This window comes from Chloroflexota bacterium, from assembly GCA_014360805.1.
Classification (GTDB): Bacteria; Chloroflexota; Anaerolineae; order DTLA01; family DTLA01; genus DTLA01.
Map to the genome: position 1 here is coordinate 1 of JACIWU010000074.1, position 14821 is coordinate 14821.

At 66.8% G+C, this 14821-nt stretch carries 12 protein-coding genes; 6 read left to right on the forward strand and 6 right to left on the reverse strand.

What is annotated here, in order from left to right; genetic code table 11:
* Positions 1–340 precede the first annotated feature (340 nt).
* Positions 341–1189 carry a sulfide/dihydroorotate dehydrogenase-like FAD/NAD-binding protein gene (locus H5T65_11415; protein ID MBC7259843.1) on the forward strand — a complete coding sequence of 283 codons (849 nt, stop codon included), beginning with the start codon at positions 341–343 and terminating at the stop codon, positions 1187–1189.
* 169 nt (positions 1190–1358) lie between these two features.
* Entirely contained in the window at positions 1359–2804 is a 1446-nt protein-coding gene (gene gltA, locus H5T65_11420; GenBank protein ID MBC7259844.1) for an NADPH-dependent glutamate synthase, read from the forward strand.
* 76 nt (positions 2805–2880) lie between these two features.
* Here gltA and H5T65_11425 read toward each other — a convergent pair whose 3' ends face one another.
* From H5T65_11425 to H5T65_11440, 4 genes are all read right to left on the reverse strand, one after another.
* Positions 2881–3174: a hypothetical protein gene (locus H5T65_11425; GenBank protein ID MBC7259845.1), complete on the reverse strand. Its 294-nt coding sequence runs from the start codon at positions 3172–3174 to the stop codon at positions 2881–2883.
* Positions 3171–4388 (reverse strand): hypothetical protein, encoded by a 1218-nt coding sequence (locus tag H5T65_11430; GenBank protein MBC7259846.1) that lies wholly within the window; start codon positions 4386–4388, stop codon positions 3171–3173. Before H5T65_11430 ends, H5T65_11425 begins: the two co-directional genes overlap by 4 nt.
* A gap of 224 nt (positions 4389–4612) precedes the next feature.
* Positions 4613–4840 (reverse strand): type II toxin-antitoxin system HicA family toxin, encoded by a 228-nt coding sequence (locus H5T65_11435; GenBank protein MBC7259847.1) that lies wholly within the window; start codon positions 4838–4840, stop codon positions 4613–4615.
* Positions 4833–5045 carry a type II toxin-antitoxin system HicB family antitoxin gene (locus H5T65_11440; protein MBC7259848.1) on the reverse strand — a complete coding sequence of 71 codons (213 nt, stop codon included), beginning with the start codon at positions 5043–5045 and terminating at the stop codon, positions 4833–4835. Before H5T65_11440 ends, H5T65_11435 begins: the two co-directional genes overlap by 8 nt.
* Before the next feature lie 183 nt (positions 5046–5228).
* Between H5T65_11440 and H5T65_11445 the strand changes: the two genes are divergently transcribed.
* The 4 genes from H5T65_11445 to H5T65_11460 all read left to right on the forward strand — a co-directional run bounded on the left by H5T65_11445 (position 5229) and on the right by H5T65_11460 (position 13877).
* Positions 5229–7154, forward strand: coding sequence for a hypothetical protein (locus H5T65_11445; GenBank protein ID MBC7259849.1), 1926 nt, complete (start codon positions 5229–5231; stop codon positions 7152–7154).
* Positions 7155–7579: 425 nt separating this feature from the next.
* Positions 7580–8398 (forward strand): 4Fe-4S binding protein, encoded by an 819-nt coding sequence (locus tag H5T65_11450; GenBank protein MBC7259850.1) that lies wholly within the window; start codon positions 7580–7582, stop codon positions 8396–8398.
* Positions 8399–8479: 81 nt separating this feature from the next.
* Positions 8480–8713, forward strand: a complete 234-nt coding sequence (locus H5T65_11455) for a hypothetical protein (protein MBC7259851.1) — start codon at positions 8480–8482, stop codon at positions 8711–8713.
* 439 nt (positions 8714–9152) lie between these two features.
* Complete coding sequence (locus H5T65_11460; protein ID MBC7259852.1) at positions 9153–13877, forward strand: GAF domain-containing protein; 4725 nt, start codon at positions 9153–9155, stop codon at positions 13875–13877.
* Between the two features lie 72 nt (positions 13878–13949).
* On the opposite strand, the gene H5T65_11465 is transcribed toward H5T65_11460, so the two are convergent.
* Together H5T65_11465 and H5T65_11470 are read right to left on the reverse strand one after the other, a co-directional pair.
* Positions 13950–14372, reverse strand: coding sequence for a hypothetical protein (locus H5T65_11465; GenBank protein ID MBC7259853.1), 423 nt, complete (start codon positions 14370–14372; stop codon positions 13950–13952).
* Between the two features lie 80 nt (positions 14373–14452).
* On the reverse strand, positions 14453–14746 hold the full coding sequence (locus tag H5T65_11470; GenBank protein ID MBC7259854.1) for a hypothetical protein: 294 nt from the start codon (positions 14744–14746) through the stop codon (positions 14453–14455).
* Between the last annotated feature and the right edge of the window lie 75 nt (positions 14747–14821).

The following is a 14821-nucleotide window of genomic DNA, read 5'->3' on the forward strand; positions in this document are numbered from 1 at the left end:
GGCCCGCTGAATGGAAGCCTGGCTTTCGGGGCCGCCACGAATCGCACAGACGATACCTGCCACTTGGCACCTCCCACACATCGCCGCCGGGGACCGTCCTCGGTGGCACGATGCCTAGCATTTTAGCGCATTTCCGAATGTGGGTCAAAGCGTCGCGGCAAGGGCCAGAAACGCCCGGAGCGTAGGGCAGGTATGGAAACCTGCCCTACGCTCTACTGGGTTTTTGCTTCTTGTGCTACGGGTCGGCTTGACGGTTCGGAGCGCCCGTATATAATTCGCTCCGAAAGGCGCAATGGGGCGCTGTCGCAGCCCCACGATACCCACGCAAGGAGGCTGAGAATTGTACGAAATCCTCTACCGCGAAGACCTGGCGCCGGTAACCAAACTCATTGAGGTGAAGGCGCCGCTGGTTGCCAGAAAGGCCCGTGCCGGACAGTTCGTCGTCATCCGGGTCAACGAGAAGGGTGAGCGAATCCCCCTGACGATCGCCGATTTTGACAGGGAGAAAGGGACGCTCACCCTTATTTTTCAGGAAGTCGGCAAGACGACCATGATGCTGGGGACGAAACGCGCGGGCGATTACCTGGCCAGCGTCGTGGGCCCCCTCGGCCACCCCAGCGAGATTGAGAACTACGGTACGGTGGTGTGCGTGGGCGGGGGCGTGGGCATCGCGCCCATCTTCCCCATCGCCCGCGAACTGAAGCACGCGGGCAACAAGGTCATCTCCATCATCGGCGCGCGCAACAAAGACCTGCTTTTCTGGGAAGACCGCATGCGGACGGTGAGCGACGAGTTGGTGGTAACCACCGACGACGGCTCCTACGGCCGCAAGGCGTTGGTAACCGAGCCGCTGAAGGAGATGCTGTCGGCGGGGCTGAAGCCGGCGCGCATCTGGGCCATCGGCCCGGCTATCATGATGAAGTTCGTGTCGCTGACGACGCAGCCGTTCGCCGCGCCGACCATCGTGAGCCTCAACTCCATCATGGTGGACGGCACGGGGATGTGCGGGGCGTGTCGCGTGTCCGTGGGCGGGCAGACGCGCTTCGTGTGCGTGGAGGGGCCGGAGTTTGACGGCCACCAGGTGGACTGGAACCTGCTCCTGGAGCGCCAGCGCATCTACGTGGACGAGGAGAAGCGCGCCCTGGAGCACTGGAAGGACCACGGCTGCGGCTGCGACGATGGATGCTAGCAGGCCGATTCACCGCGTGAACTGATCAGCGCCTTCTGCCTCTGGCCATTAGCCTCTAGCCTTTCGCCTATGGCTCTTGCCTTGTTGGAGCCGACGGCGAGCGGCAAGGGGCTAGGAGCCAAAGGCTGACCGCTGACTGCTAAAGGCTGAAGGCTAAGGAGAAGACACGATGCCGCGTGAGCAAATTGAGCGACAGGAGATGCCGACCCAAGATCCGCAGGAGCGGATTCACAACTTCTACGAGGTGGCCTTGGGCTATCCCGAAGAGGTGGCCAAACTGGAGGCGCAGCGCTGTCTCCAGTGCAAGAAGCCCCGCTGCGTGGAGGGGTGCCCGGTTGAGGTGCCCATCCCCCAGTTCATCTTGGCGCTGCGCGAGGGGGATTTGGCCGGCTCCATCCGCGTGATGAAGACGAAGAACAACCTACCGGCCATCTGCGGGCGGGTGTGTCCCCAGGAGACCCAGTGCGAGTCCATGTGCGTCCTGGGCAAGAAGGGCCAGCCGGTGGCCATCGGGCGGCTGGAGCGGTTCATCGCCGACTGGGAGCGCAGCACCGGCGTGCAGAAGCCGGAGATCGCGCCGCCCACGGGCAAGCGGGTGGCGGTCATCGGCGCGGGGCCGGCGGGGCTGACGGCGGCGGGCGACCTGGCGCGCTACGGCCACAAGGTTACCATCTACGAGGCGCTGCACGCGCCGGGCGGCGTGCTCATCTACGGCATCCCCGAGTTCCGCCTGCCCAAGGATGTGGTGCGCTCCGAGGTGGACTACGTCTTGAGCCTGGGCGTGGACCTGGTGCTGGACTGCGTGGTGGGCAAGACGCTGACGCTGGAAGATCTGTTCGCCGACGGGTACGAGGCCATCTTCCTGGGCACGGGCGCGGGCCTGCCGATGTTCATGAGCATTCCGGGCGAGAACTACAACGGCGTGTACTCGGCCAACGAGTTCCTGACCCGCGTGAACCTCATGAAGGCGTACCTGTTCCCCGAATACGACACGCCGGTGAAGATCGGCAAGCGGGTGGCGGTCATCGGCGCGGGCAACGTGGCGATGGACGCGGCGCGGTCATCGCTGCGCCTGGGGGCCGAGGAGGTGTACATCGTGTACCGGCGCTCGCGCGACGAGGTGCCGGCCCGCGCCGAGGAAGTCCACCACGCCGAGGAGGAAGGGATTCAATTCAAGTTCCTCACGAATCCCGTGGAAATCTACGGCAACGACAAGGGCTGGGTGCGGGGGATGCGCTGCATCCGCATGGCGCTGGGCGAGCCCGACGCCAGCGGCCGTCCGCGGCCGGTTCCCATCCCGGGCAGCGAGTTTGACATGGAAGTGGACAACGTCATCATGGCGTTGGGCACGCGGCCCAATCCCATGGTGTTCACCGACGCGCTGGGGATTGAGCGCACGCGCCACGGCACCATCGTGGGCGATCCGATCACGGGGCGGACGACGCGGCCTCGGGTGTGGGCGGGCGGCGACATCGTAACCGGCGCGGCCACCGTCATCAGCGCCATGGGTGCGGGCAAGCGCGCCGCCGCCGACATTGACGCTTTTCTGAAGGGCGCGTTCACCGAGGCCGACTGGCACGTGAAGAAGGAAGAGGTGCCGGCGGCGCACCCGTAACGGCGTGGTGGCGCAATCCCGCGGGTTCGCGCGAATGGGAACGGTGCAACGGTAGGGGCGCGATTCAATTGCGCCCCTACCGATGTGTGCACGGTGTGGCGAAGGGCGTGCCGTCGTGGTACACGTTCCAGTACGCGTACACCGGCCAGTTCGCAACGTCAAAGGCCAGGGCCAGCGGCCACGCGAACACCTCGGCTTCCACGAACTCCCCCCGCGCCTGTCGCAACGCTCTGCAGGCGTCCAGTTCGTGCTTCCACTTGATGTGAAATCCCAGCCCCAGCGCTACGTACAGCAGCCCCACGGCCACGAGGACACGCAGCACGCGCACCCCGATGCGCCGAATGTCAGCCGTGCCGCTTGCCACTTTCATGCTAGGCTTGCCCTGGTCTCGGCGATCCATCCTTCCACCATGCCGGGCGTTACCGGCTCGGTCAGCAGGCGACGGAAGAGGTCGTGGCGGTCGGGGCCGGCCAGGAGGGCGCGCAGCATCCGCTCGCCGTAGAAGTACGTGAAGATGTACGTGCGGAACATGGGGTTTCGGATGAACCGCAGGTTGAACTTCGCTTCGGTCTCGGACCGCAGGCCATACTTCTGGATGTACGCCACCAACTCGTCCTCGCCCAGGCCGTCTTCGTAGGCCAGGAAGGCCACATTCCCCGAGACGCCCGCCAGTTTGCGGAAGGCGCGATTCAGCGCCCGGTCGCGCTCCACGTCCAGGTGGGCCAGCCCCGCCGCCGGATACAGGACATCGCGCAGCCAGGCGAGGGCCTCGTCCTCGCTGAAGATCATGTCCAGCGCCACGTTGGCGATCCCCTCGCTGATGACGCATTCCGGCGTGTTCAGCAGGAAGATGCTGGCCTCTTCCCAGCCCCGCTCGCGGTACAGGATTTTCTCCTTGAGGACGTGCTCGGTGTGGTGGCCCGGGTACGCTTCGTGGGTCATGAGGGGCAGGATGGACGTAACCCGCTCGGGCAAATCCAGATTGACGTCAATGCGCGAACGGTACTGCCCCAGATACCAGTTGTAGCCGCCCCAGGGCTGATTGCGGACGATGCGAATCTCCACGTCTTCGCCGTCGGGCAGCGGCAGCAGGGCGAGGGTGCGGCGTCGCGCTTCCTGTCGGGCCAGGTCCAGCACGGCGGGCACGCGCTCCTCGGCCACCTCGGTCTGCTTCTTCCAGGCCTCCACGCGCTCGGCGAGGGGGCCGGGGCCGGGCAGCAGCCGGTCAATTTCGTCTATGGCGGCGGTGAACTCGTCTTCGGGGATGCGCTCGGGCGAGATGTCAAAGAATCGGCGCACCTCGTCGCGGAAGGGGAGCACTTGTCCGTCCAGGCGGGCCAGCATGGCGCGCATGGCGTCCACCTGTCGCGCCAGCCAGGTCTTGCGCGGCTCGGGCAGGGGTTCGCCCGCGATGCGCGCCGCCAGGCGGTCGGCGTCGTCGCGGAGTTCGGCGATGGAGCGCGGGCCGTGGGCCAGGATGGCCTGCCGCGCCTCCTCGCTCCCGATGTAGGCGTCCACGTAGCCCTGAAAGTGCTCGTTGATGCGGAGTCCCAGCGCCACGTAGGCGCGTCCGATTTCGTCCATGGTGTTCTCCTCGTGCAGAGCATTCGGCGCATGGCCGCTGGCCTTGGCCGCCGATTGTTGGCGATCGGGCTGTGGCTGTTGGTTTGTGTGGATTATACGGCATCCGGGCGCAATAATCAATTGGCTTGATTCGCCATACCCACGTTGAGCAATCGCCATGTTTACTTCGGGTAACGGTAGGATCAGGGGCAGGGTGGGGAGCGGGGTTGCCTGTGCCAGGGGCTCTACAGATGCTCCATGAAATCGTCGGGGGAGACCCCTGCCTGGCGCAGGATGGCCCGCAATGTTCCAACGGCGAGGGTATCATGCAAAGGCACAACGCAGCCGATTGCGCCTTTTGGGGTCTGCTTTTTCAGGACGACGTGGCTTCCGCGCTGGCGTACCTGCACGAACCCCAGACGTTCCAGTGCGCGAATCGCCTGCTGGGCCGAGACCCGGCGCAGCCTAGGCATACACGGCGACCTCAAAGGTGGTCAGCAGCGGGGGAGGTGTGTCCGGAAGCGGGAACTCCTCCAGGTAGAGTTCGGTCGCTTCCTTTAGATTCGCAATGGCTTCTTCAATCGTTCGGCCCTGACTCACCGTGCCGACCTGCGGGCACTCGGCCACGTACAGGTCGTCTTCCTTGTAGATCACAGCGGTGAAGACTCGCGCAGACATCTCCATGCCTCCTGACATGGATTCTACAGCATCCCATACGCCTCGTCAAACGGGGCTATCGTGGCATTTCGCAATTCGCCCCTTCTCCCTTATCAACCCTCCCCACCCATGCTATACCGCCTCCGCAATCGGCGGGCGCACCGTGCTTGCGCTTCTGCCGGAATCCCACACAGGAGGTATTCCATGACCCAAATCCGAATCACGAACGCGCTGGATGCATCCATCGTGGCGGGGGAAGCGCGGGAACTGGAGGTTACGCTCATCCGCCCCGGGCTGAGTCTGAACGGGTGGCTGTGGACGCCGGAGGTGCTAGCCGAGGCGGCGCCGCTGTTTGAGGGGGCCACGGCGCTGATGGATCACGCGCCGCCGGGCCAACATCCGTCGGTGCGACAGGCGGTGGGGGCGTACCACTCGGTGCGGGCCACGCCCGACGGCCTGAAAGCGCGCCTGGCGTTTCTGCCGTCGGCCCGCGAGGCGTGGCGGCTGGCGCGGGACTGCGTGCGGGCGCGCGGGGAGGGTCGCCCCACCCCCAACGTGGGCATCAGCGCCGACGTTACGGTGGAGTCGCGCCCCGTGCGCTACGGCGGACGCGCCGCGCGCCTGGTGGAGCGCATTGCCGCCGTCCATTCCGCCGACATCGTGCTGCATCCCAGCGCCGGCGGGAGCCTGGACCGCATCGCCGAGGCGTATGATCCGACGAGGCTGGAACGGCACCGCGGGGACGTGGAAAATCCGAGGGGCATCCGGCCGCGGATGGACGCGAATCAACGGGAAGTAGAAGAGGAAAGGAGAACAGACATGGAAGAGCAGACGAACAAGAGCAAGGGTGACTTTGAGGCCGCGGGTAGCGCGGGCGAGCAGAGCGTTGTGGGCGCTTTGCAGCCCCCGCGTCTTGGCGGTGAGCCTGCGCGTCGCCCGACGGGGTTGGAGACGCCGAAGCCGCTGGCGGCGCGCGAGTGGACGGGGGCCGCGCCGACCGTGGCGATGGGCCTCAGCCCCGACGACGCGGTGCGGGCCGCGTGCTATCGGGCCTTCGGGATCGCGCCGGAGCACTGGGAGCCCGAACTGCGCGCCGCCGAGAGTCGGCTGGGCAACGGGCGCGTGCGGCCGTTCCTGGGGCTGCGCGACCTGTACGTGCACATCACCGGCGACTACGTCATCGCGGGCCGCTTCTGGGCGCGGGCGCAGGAAGCCGCCATGCTCACCACCGACCTACCCAACCTGCTGGCCGACACGATGAACAAGAAACTCCAGGTGGAGTACAACCACTACCCGCAGGACTGGCGCAAGTGGTGTAGCGTGGTGTCCATCGCCAGCCTGTCCGAGCAGGACAGCGTGCAGTTGGACGACCTGGGCGCGCTGCCCGAGGTGGCCGAGGGAGACCCGTACACCACCGCCGCACTGGACGAGTTCAAGGCGTCGTACACCCCCCACAAGTACGGCGAACTCATCACGGTAACGCGGGAGATGATCCTGCGGGATGACCTGCGGGGCCTGGCGCGGATTCCGGGGAAGTTGGCCCAGGCCGCGGCGCTGCGCCTGAACGATACGGTGTACGGCCTGGTGGAGGACAACACGACGATCTACGACGGCAAGGCGTTGTTTCTGGCGACGAGCGACCGGGGCGCGGCGGGCAACCTGGCGTCGGGGGCGCTGGACTCGGAGTCGCTGGCCGACGCGCTGAGCAAGTTGCGGCGGGTGCGGGGCGGGGCCAGCGCCAGCCCCATCGTCTTCCGGCGGGTGTGGCTGGTGGTGCCGCCCGCGCTGGAACTTGCGGCGGCGCAACTGTGCGGGAGCGCCTACGCATGGGGTGGGCAGGAGCCGCCCGCCACGGGCTACAACTTCTTCCGCCAGAGCGGGCTGGACTACATCGTGGCGCCGTGGAACGATTCGCAGGAGAAGTGGTGGATCGTGGGCGACCCCGCCGACTGCGCCGGGCTGGAGATCGGGTTCGTGCAGGGCGTGGACTCGCCGCAGTTGTTCATCCAGGACGACCCGCGAATGGGCAGCGTGTTCACCCACGACCAGATCTCGTACAAGGTGCGGTTTGAGTTCGGCGCGGGCATCGTGAACTGGCGGCCGTTCGTGGGGTGGATGGGCGCGACGTAGCGGGCAGCCGGCGGCAGTCAGCAATCCGCCGACAGCAACGCATCGGGGAGCGCAGGGGCCGCGCGGGCTGAACCCCGGCGCTGAGAGAGCCAAGCCCATGATGCTGGACCCCAAGGGTCTCCGAGACCCTTGGGGTCTCCGGCGCTTCAGCGTCGGGGGATATGCTGCGAGCAAATCCATTATCCTCTGCGGCCTCGGCGCGCTCGGCGGTGAAATGGGGCGCGTTAGGGGTTCGGATCGCGAAGGGAACGAAAGGGCGCGAAAGACACGAAAGGACTTTCGCGCCTTTCGTGTTCCACACGCCTGTTCGCGCCCGTTCGCGCTGACGCTATGAGCGCAGGACCGTGCAGCGCATCCTTTGGCCGCGCGGGTGGTTATTATGGTAAAATGTGGGGGGCTGGGCGCATGTGTACGCGGAGGCTGCAATGAGCACACCCGTGTGGTTCGTGAAACTGCTGCAGAAACTCTACCCGGCGCGGTTCTCCTTGGCGAAGGCCACGCACTTTCGCCCCGTCGGGCGGGTCATAGACCGTCTGCTGTTCCACGCCGATGATATCGTGTACTTGCCGAAGGATCGGGCGGTCATCGCCGTCAATAGTCCGTTGGAGCCGCCCGAGAGCATGGTGCTCCCCTCGCAGGTGGTGGATCACTTCATCCGCCAGGCTCGCGTCCACTGGATTATGAACTTCTGCATCTGCCGGGCGGCGGAGAAGTGCAAGGATTATCCCATAGAGTACGGTTGCCTGTTCCTGGGCGAGGCTGCGCTGGGCATCAATCCGAAACTGGGCCGGCGCGTGTCGCAGGGGGAGGCGCTGGACTACGTGCGGCGCTGCCGCGAGGCGGGGCTGGTGCACCTCATCGGCCGCAACAGATTGGACACCATCTGGCTGAACATCGGCCCCGGGAGCAGACTCCTGACCATCTGCAATTGCTGCCCGTGCTGCTGCCTGTGGCGCATCCTGCCGCACATCACGCCGGACATCGGCAGTAAGGTTACGCGCATGCCGGGGGTGCAGGTGGCCGTGAGCGACCGCTGCGTGGGATGCGGGGCGTGCGCGCAGGGCGTGTGCTTCGTGGACGCCATCCGCATGGTGGACGGCCGGGCGGTCATCGGCGACGGGTGCCGGGGGTGCGGGCGGTGCGTGGAGATGTGCCCGGCCCAGGCCATTGACCTCACGTTCGCCGACCCGACGTTTGTGGAGCAGACCATCCGTCGTATCACGCCGCTCGTGGATTTGTCGTAGGGCCGCCCGCTCTATGACGCAGGTCATGGCGCGCACGCCGCTATGGTGGTATGCTGTGGGGGCTGAAGTGGCGGAGCGTGCATGATGGATGTCCGACCGACGATAACCGACAAGACGTGCGTGGAAGACATGACGCAGGAGTACCCTGTTACGGCTGTGCTCCTGTTGCGGATGGGCGTGCAATGCGTGGGATGCTGGGTCTCGCGGTTTCACACCGTGAGCGATGTGGCCCGCGAGTGGCACCTGAACCTGCCCGACCTGTTGCGTGAGTTGAACGCGCTGGTGGACCAAGAGCGCGCGCATCCGCAGGGGTGATGCGCCTTGTATTCCGGTACACGCCGCGCCGTCTGCGAAGACCCCGAAGGTCTCTCAGTCCTTCGGGGTCTTTGTTGTCCTCACAATTTGGGGCGAGGGGACGGGTGGGCGGCTATGGAAAGCCACCCTACATGTTCTCTCTGCGCGGGGCGACCCCTTACCCTGGCCCTCTCCCCGCAAGGAACCGATGGCGGCTGGGGATAGCCGCCCTACCTTTTCACCTGCGTGGGGCGCTGCTTGCAAATTCATCCCAATGTGCGTATACTTGAGCGCGATAGATGCTGCGATACAAGTCGCTCGGGGGGCATTCGTGGCCGGCTTTGACGTGCGGCTCATACTCCTTTTGTGGTTTGCTGTAACCGCCCTGGAAGCGCTGGCGTTTGCTTCCTATCGCCGGAGCAAAAGGATCTCCGTTTCGGGCGTCACCTTCGTTCAACTTGTGGCGCTTTCCGTGGCCTACTTCGGCAGCGTTCTGGGCGCAGACCCTGAGAGGCGGTTCCTCATCGGGGGCGTGTTCCTCGCGCTGCTGCCCCCGGCCCTGCTCATGGCCTACATCCTGGAAGGCATCCGCGACGCCCGCTCTGTCCTCACCAGCCTCATCACAACCCTGGTGGGCTTCACATTGGTTTGGATGCTGGGAATCACGCTGTCCCTCGCCCTTGGCAATCGCCCGCTGGAGGCAGCGCCGTTGGATGCGGTCTGGCTTCTGGGCGTCTCGGCCGTCCTGGCCGAGTCTGTGGGACTCGTTGCCGTCATCCCCGCCTATGCGCTCCTGCGCCAGCAACTTCGGCTGCCCGAGGGGTGGGCCGTCGCTGCAACTTTGGCGCTGAACCCTGTGATCGCCGCCGCTGTGCTCCTGGCCGGCAGCCTCTTCTATCCCCAGAGTTCCCCGCACTACGGGACTCTGGGCGTGTCGCTCGCCGCACGCATCCTGGTTGGGCTGTATGTTACCCCCGGGCTTTTGGTTTTTCTCCGCAGGTACGCCATCCGATTGCCAGAGGCCAGCGCGGGGGACGTTTTGACCCAACTGACCGTCGCACGTCGCAGCCTTGAGGAAGTGGAGGCGCGCCATCATGCTCTGTTCGCCGCCGCGCCCGATGTAATCATCCTGTTTGACCAGGATGGCATCATCCGCGACTGCAATTTGCAGGCCGAGCAGCAACTCGGCTATGGCCCCGGGCAACTGGTCGGCACGCCCGTCTGGCGTATCTGGGAGCACGGGACGAGCGAACGCGAGGCCGAGGGGCGGGTGCGCGCCTGGCTCAAGACCATCGCGGGCGGCGGGGTAACTCAGTTGGAGGGCGTTGCGCGTCGGGCAGATGGGAGCACGGTGCCCATGGACATCAACCTGACGCGCATCGCGGGGCCCACGTCGGGCTTTCTGGTTGTGGCGCATGACCTGAGCCGCCAGCAGCGCGACCGCATGCGGTTGGAGGCCCAGGTCTCCGAACTGAACACCTTGGCCGAGGTCGCCCATCTCGCCTCGTCGGCCAAAGACATGCCCTCGCTCCTGAAGATTGTCGCCGACCGCGTCGCCGACCTTGTGGGAGCCGACTCGTGCTACGTTACCCTGTGGGACGAGGAGCGGCAGGAGATGCGCCTGGCCGCTTCCAGCGGCGCCAGCCACGAGGCGGTTCGGCAGACCGCCCCCGTGCCAGAAGCCGAGCGCCCCACGCTCACCTGGAAGGTGCTGTCGTCGGGCCACCCGATGGTGGTGCACGACTTCACCCGCTCGCCCTACTTCAAAGCCGACCTGGTGCTGGGCGCGCCGATCCAGTCGGCGGCGGCCTTCCCCCTCATCGCCGAGGGCCGCAAATTGGGGGCGCTCATCATCGGCTACTTCCAGCATCATGCCTTCTCGCCCGACGAGATGAACGCTCTGGAGCGCATGGCCAACCTGGTGGCCCTGTCCATCGGGCGCATGCGCCTGCTGGAGCAGACGCAGGAGCGCCTTCGGCACGCGCTTGTGCTCAACCGCCTGGCCCAGCGGGTGGCGTCTACCCTGGAAGTGCGGGACATTCTCCAGGCTCTCGCCGAGGAGGCCATCGCCGCCCTGGGCGTGCGCCAGGGCGTGGCCGCCGAGCACGATCCGGACCGCGCCGTTCTCGTTCTGGCGGCGGGGCAACTCGCCCCCGAGGCGCAGGATGCGCTGGGCGCTCGGATTCTCACCGCGCACCTTCCCACGATCCGCGACCTGACACCCCCGCGTGTGCCCGTAACGCTCCAGGACGCACAGCACGACGCGCGGCTGGCTCCTCTGCACGACGTGCTTCGGCGCGCAGGCATCCGCACCCTTATCCTGGCGCCCATGGAGGCGCACGGGCGGCTGTACGGCCTCCTTGCGCTGGACGGCACGGATCGCGCGCCCCTGGGCGACGCCGAGGCCGACCTTCTGGCGTCCATCGCCGACTACGGGGCGCTGGCGCTGGAATCGGCCGAACTGTACGCCGAGACCGTTGCGCGCCAGCGCCTGGCCGAGTCGCTGCGGGAGGTGGGCCTGGCGCTGGCCAGCACGCTGGATTACGATGAGATTCTGGATAGCGTCCTGGACGGCCTGGCGCGCGTGATCCAGTGCGAGGCGGTCAACATCCAACTGGTCCAGGGTGGCCAGGCGCGCATCATTCGCGGCCGAGGATACGAACAATTCGGCGTCGCCGACATGGAAGCGTTAGCATTGCCGCTGGATCAGGCACCGCTGCCCCGCCAGATGATGGAGACGCGACGTCCGGTGGTCGTGCGCGACGTACTGGCCGAGCCGCGCTGGTTCGCGCCGGCGGCGTGGCGGGGCAAGCCGCCGTTATGCCGCTCGTGGATGGGCGCGCCCATCGTCGTGCGCGACAGGGTCATCGGGTTTGTCAACGCCGACAGCGCGCAGCCCAATGCCTACAGCGAGCGCGACGCCGAGACGCTGGCCCTCTTCGCGGCGCAGGCTGGCGCGGCGCTGGAGAATGCCCGCCTGTACGCCGAGGCCCAGGAGCAACGCACCATCGCCGAGGCCTTGCGCCAGGCCGCGCTCGCGCTGAGCAGTAGCCTCAACGCCGAGGAGATTTTGGACCAGATACTGGTGCTCCTGGAGCGCGTGGTGCCCTACGATGCCGCCAACATTCAGACAATCCGCGATGGGCGCGTGGTACTGGCGCGGCTGCGCGGCTACGAGCGCATCGGCCCCGACGCCGAGCGCGCCGCCCGCGAAGCCTTCTTCGTGGCGCGTGATGTGCCCAACCTACGCCGTATGTTGGACACCGGCAGGCCGCACGTCATCCCCGACACCTGGAGCGATCCCAGTTGGATCAGGTCGCCCGGCCTGGAATGGATTCGCTCCTGGGCTGCTGCGCCCATCGTCGTGCAGGATGTCGTCGCCGGATTCATCAACGTGGACAGCGCCACCCCAGGGCAATACGGTCCGCAACACGCCGCCATACTGGAAGGTTTCGCCCGACACGCGGCCGGCGCGCTCCGCAACGCCTACCTCTACGAGCAGTCGCAGCGCCAACTGCGCGAACTGACCGCCATCTATCGGGTGGGCCAGCGGTTGCAACAGTTGCAGCCGGCCATCGCCCTGGCCCAGGAAGCGATTGACGCGCTGTCGGATATCATCGGCTACGAGCACGGCGGCGTGATGCTCTTGGACGAGCAGACCGGCATCCTGGACACCGTGGCCCTCATAGAGCGCGGGACGGACGCGTCGGAGATAGAGGCCGAGAAAGAGCGCGTGCGGGCCTTTGACATCCGGCTGGGCCGCGGCATCACGGGCTGGGTGGCCCAAACGGGCGAGTCGCTCCGCGTGGACGATGTGCGGCAGGACCCCCGCTACATCGCCGTGCGCGGGGAGATGATGTCCGAACTCTGCGTCCCCATGAAGATCGGCGACCGCGTCATCGGCGTTGTCAACGTGGAGTCGGTGCGCCCGAATGCGTACTCCGAGGCCGACCAGCGCCTGCTGGAGACGGTGGCCGCGCAACTGGCCATCGCCATTCAGAACGCCCGCCTGTACGAGGACCTGCAGCGGGCCTACGAGCAACTGAAGGTGAGCCAGGATGAGGCGACGCGCGCCGAGCGGCTGCGCGCCCTGGGTCAGATGGCATCGGGCATCGCCCACGACTTCAACAACGTCCTGACGCCCGTGCTGGGCTACCTGGAACTGGCGCTGGAGAATCCCGCCATGCCCGACGATATCCGCGCTGACGTGGAACGGGCGCGCCGCGGGGCGCTGGCCGCCAGCAGCATCGTGGCCCGCCTGCGCGAGTTCTACCGCCCCCGCGACGCCGCCGAATCCTTCACGCCGGTGGACCTCAACCGCGTGATCGGCGAGGCCGTGGACCTGACCCGCCCGCGCTGGCGCGACATCCCGCAGGAGCAGGGCATCGTCATTGACATGCGCCTGGAACTGGGGCCTTCGCCGCGCGTTCAGGGCGACGCCGCCTCGCTCCGCGACCTGCTCACCAACCTCATCGCCAACGCCGTGGACGCCATGCCCAACGGCGGCACCATCACCATCGGGACAAAGACCGAAGGCGACCACGTGGTGCTGTCGGTAACCGATACGGGTGTGGGCATGACCGACGAAGTGCGTCGCCGCGCCTTTGAGCCGTTTTTCAGCACCAAGGGCAGCCGGGGGACCGGCCTGGGCCTCTCCATCTGCTATGGCATCGTCCAGCGACATGGCGGCGACATTGACCTGCAGAGCACGCCGGGCAGGGGGACCACTGTGCTCGTGCGGCTGCCCATCAGCGCCGAGACGCTGCCGCTCGGCCAAGAGGAATCGCTGCCGGTGCTGCCGCCTCTCACCATCCTGCTGGTGGACGACGAGGAGTCGGTGCGGGGGGTCATCGGGCGGATGCTGACACGCGCCGGCCATAAGGTGATCACGGTGGGCGGGGGGCAAGAGGCGATTCACGAGATTCAGGCGCGCCGTCCCGGGGAGATAGACGTGGTCATCACCGACCTGGGCATGCCCCGCGTTACAGGCCGCGAGGTGGCCGCCGCCGCCAAGGCCCACGCCCCGCAGATGCCGGTGATCCTGCTCACCGGCTGGGGCGGCAAGACGGGCCACGAACTGGATGTGCCAAAGGACGTAGATCACATCCTCACGAAGCCTGTGCAGTCGGGCGACCTGCACCGCGCGCTGGCGCGTGTGCTGGGGCTGCTTCGCGGGGACAACTAGGGCCGGAGTCGCTGCGTCCCCCGTTCGCAAATTCAGGTCCTCTCCAGCCATTCTTCCCATCCGCAATCCGCGTTATTGGCGGATGCCGCCCCCATCCCACTCCTCCGGAGCGCATTCGTTTCGCAACTCGGCCAGTGCCCCGTTCAGGGCTGCTGCCAATTCCCCCTCGCCTAGCGATGCGCGCTGCTTCCACAACTCGGCGAGGCGCGCCAGGCAGCCGTACAACTGGCGCACGTAGGCGAGCATCCAGCGGGGGCCCTCGTCGGCTGCGTGGGCTTCGTACCACGCCTGGAGGCGGTTCAGCGCCAGCGCCGCATGGGCGGCCAAGTCGTCCAGCGTGTAGTCGGCGGTGAGCGGCTTCGCCTGCACGGGGCCTTCGGGTTCGCGGTGCGGGGGCGCGGCGCTGCGGTGCGAGGCGCATACCGTCTCGCCGCGCATCGCCCACGCGCGGCACCCGGGCACGGCGCAGGGTCGCTTGCTTGGATTGCGCGGCATAGTCCCCTCCCCATCGGGGCGCGTCTAGAGTCCCGCGGCCCAGATGGCCATGCGCAGGAACAGCACGTACAGACGCCGCATCATCGCCGCTCCTCCTTGCCGTTCAGCCCGAGCAGTTCGGCGGCGTTCTTCACGGCCTCGTAGCCGAAAGTGGCCAGCGTGGCGCCCCAGAAGGCCGCTGCCAGCGCGGCCCAGTAGTCGGCGCCGGTGATCGCCGCCGCGATGACCTCCAGCACCGCCGTGATTCCCAGCACCAGCAACTGCGACCAGTGCTTGTCGGGCAGGTAAATCTTGAGCCATTGGGTCAGGAAGATGGCGGCCAGCCCCGCCGCCCGCGGGTCCAGGAACCCTTCGGGAGTCAGAAGCGCGTCCATGGTTCACCTCCGCACGGCTTTTGCCCAGGATACGCCCGACGCGCGGGGTTGATAAGGGCAGGCCCGCGCGCGGGG

What these genes read in the sequence shown, in the direction of transcription:
- H5T65_11440 (MBC7259848.1), bottom strand. Translation starts at nt 5,045, where the DNA reads ATGTCTGCGCGAGTCTTCACCGCTGTGATCTACAAGGAAGACGACCTG.
- gltA (MBC7259844.1), top strand. Translation starts at nt 1,359, where the DNA reads ATGCCGCGTGAGCAAATTGAGCGACAGGAGATGCCGACCCAAGATCCG.
- H5T65_11465 (MBC7259853.1), bottom strand. Translation starts at nt 14,372, where the DNA reads ATGCCGCGCAATCCAAGCAAGCGACCCTGCGCCGTGCCCGGGTGCCGC.
- H5T65_11470 (MBC7259854.1), bottom strand. Translation starts at nt 14,746, where the DNA reads ATGGACGCGCTTCTGACTCCCGAAGGGTTCCTGGACCCGCGGGCGGCG.
- H5T65_11450 (MBC7259850.1), top strand. Translation starts at nt 7,580, where the DNA reads ATGAGCACACCCGTGTGGTTCGTGAAACTGCTGCAGAAACTCTACCCG.
- H5T65_11425 (MBC7259845.1), bottom strand. Translation starts at nt 3,174, where the DNA reads ATGAAAGTGGCAAGCGGCACGGCTGACATTCGGCGCATCGGGGTGCGC.
- H5T65_11430 (MBC7259846.1), bottom strand. Translation starts at nt 4,388, where the DNA reads ATGGACGAAATCGGACGCGCCTACGTGGCGCTGGGACTCCGCATCAAC.
- H5T65_11445 (MBC7259849.1), top strand. Translation starts at nt 5,229, where the DNA reads ATGACCCAAATCCGAATCACGAACGCGCTGGATGCATCCATCGTGGCG.
- H5T65_11455 (MBC7259851.1), top strand. Translation starts at nt 8,480, where the DNA reads ATGATGGATGTCCGACCGACGATAACCGACAAGACGTGCGTGGAAGAC.
- H5T65_11435 (MBC7259847.1), bottom strand. Translation starts at nt 4,840, where the DNA reads ATGCCTAGGCTGCGCCGGGTCTCGGCCCAGCAGGCGATTCGCGCACTG.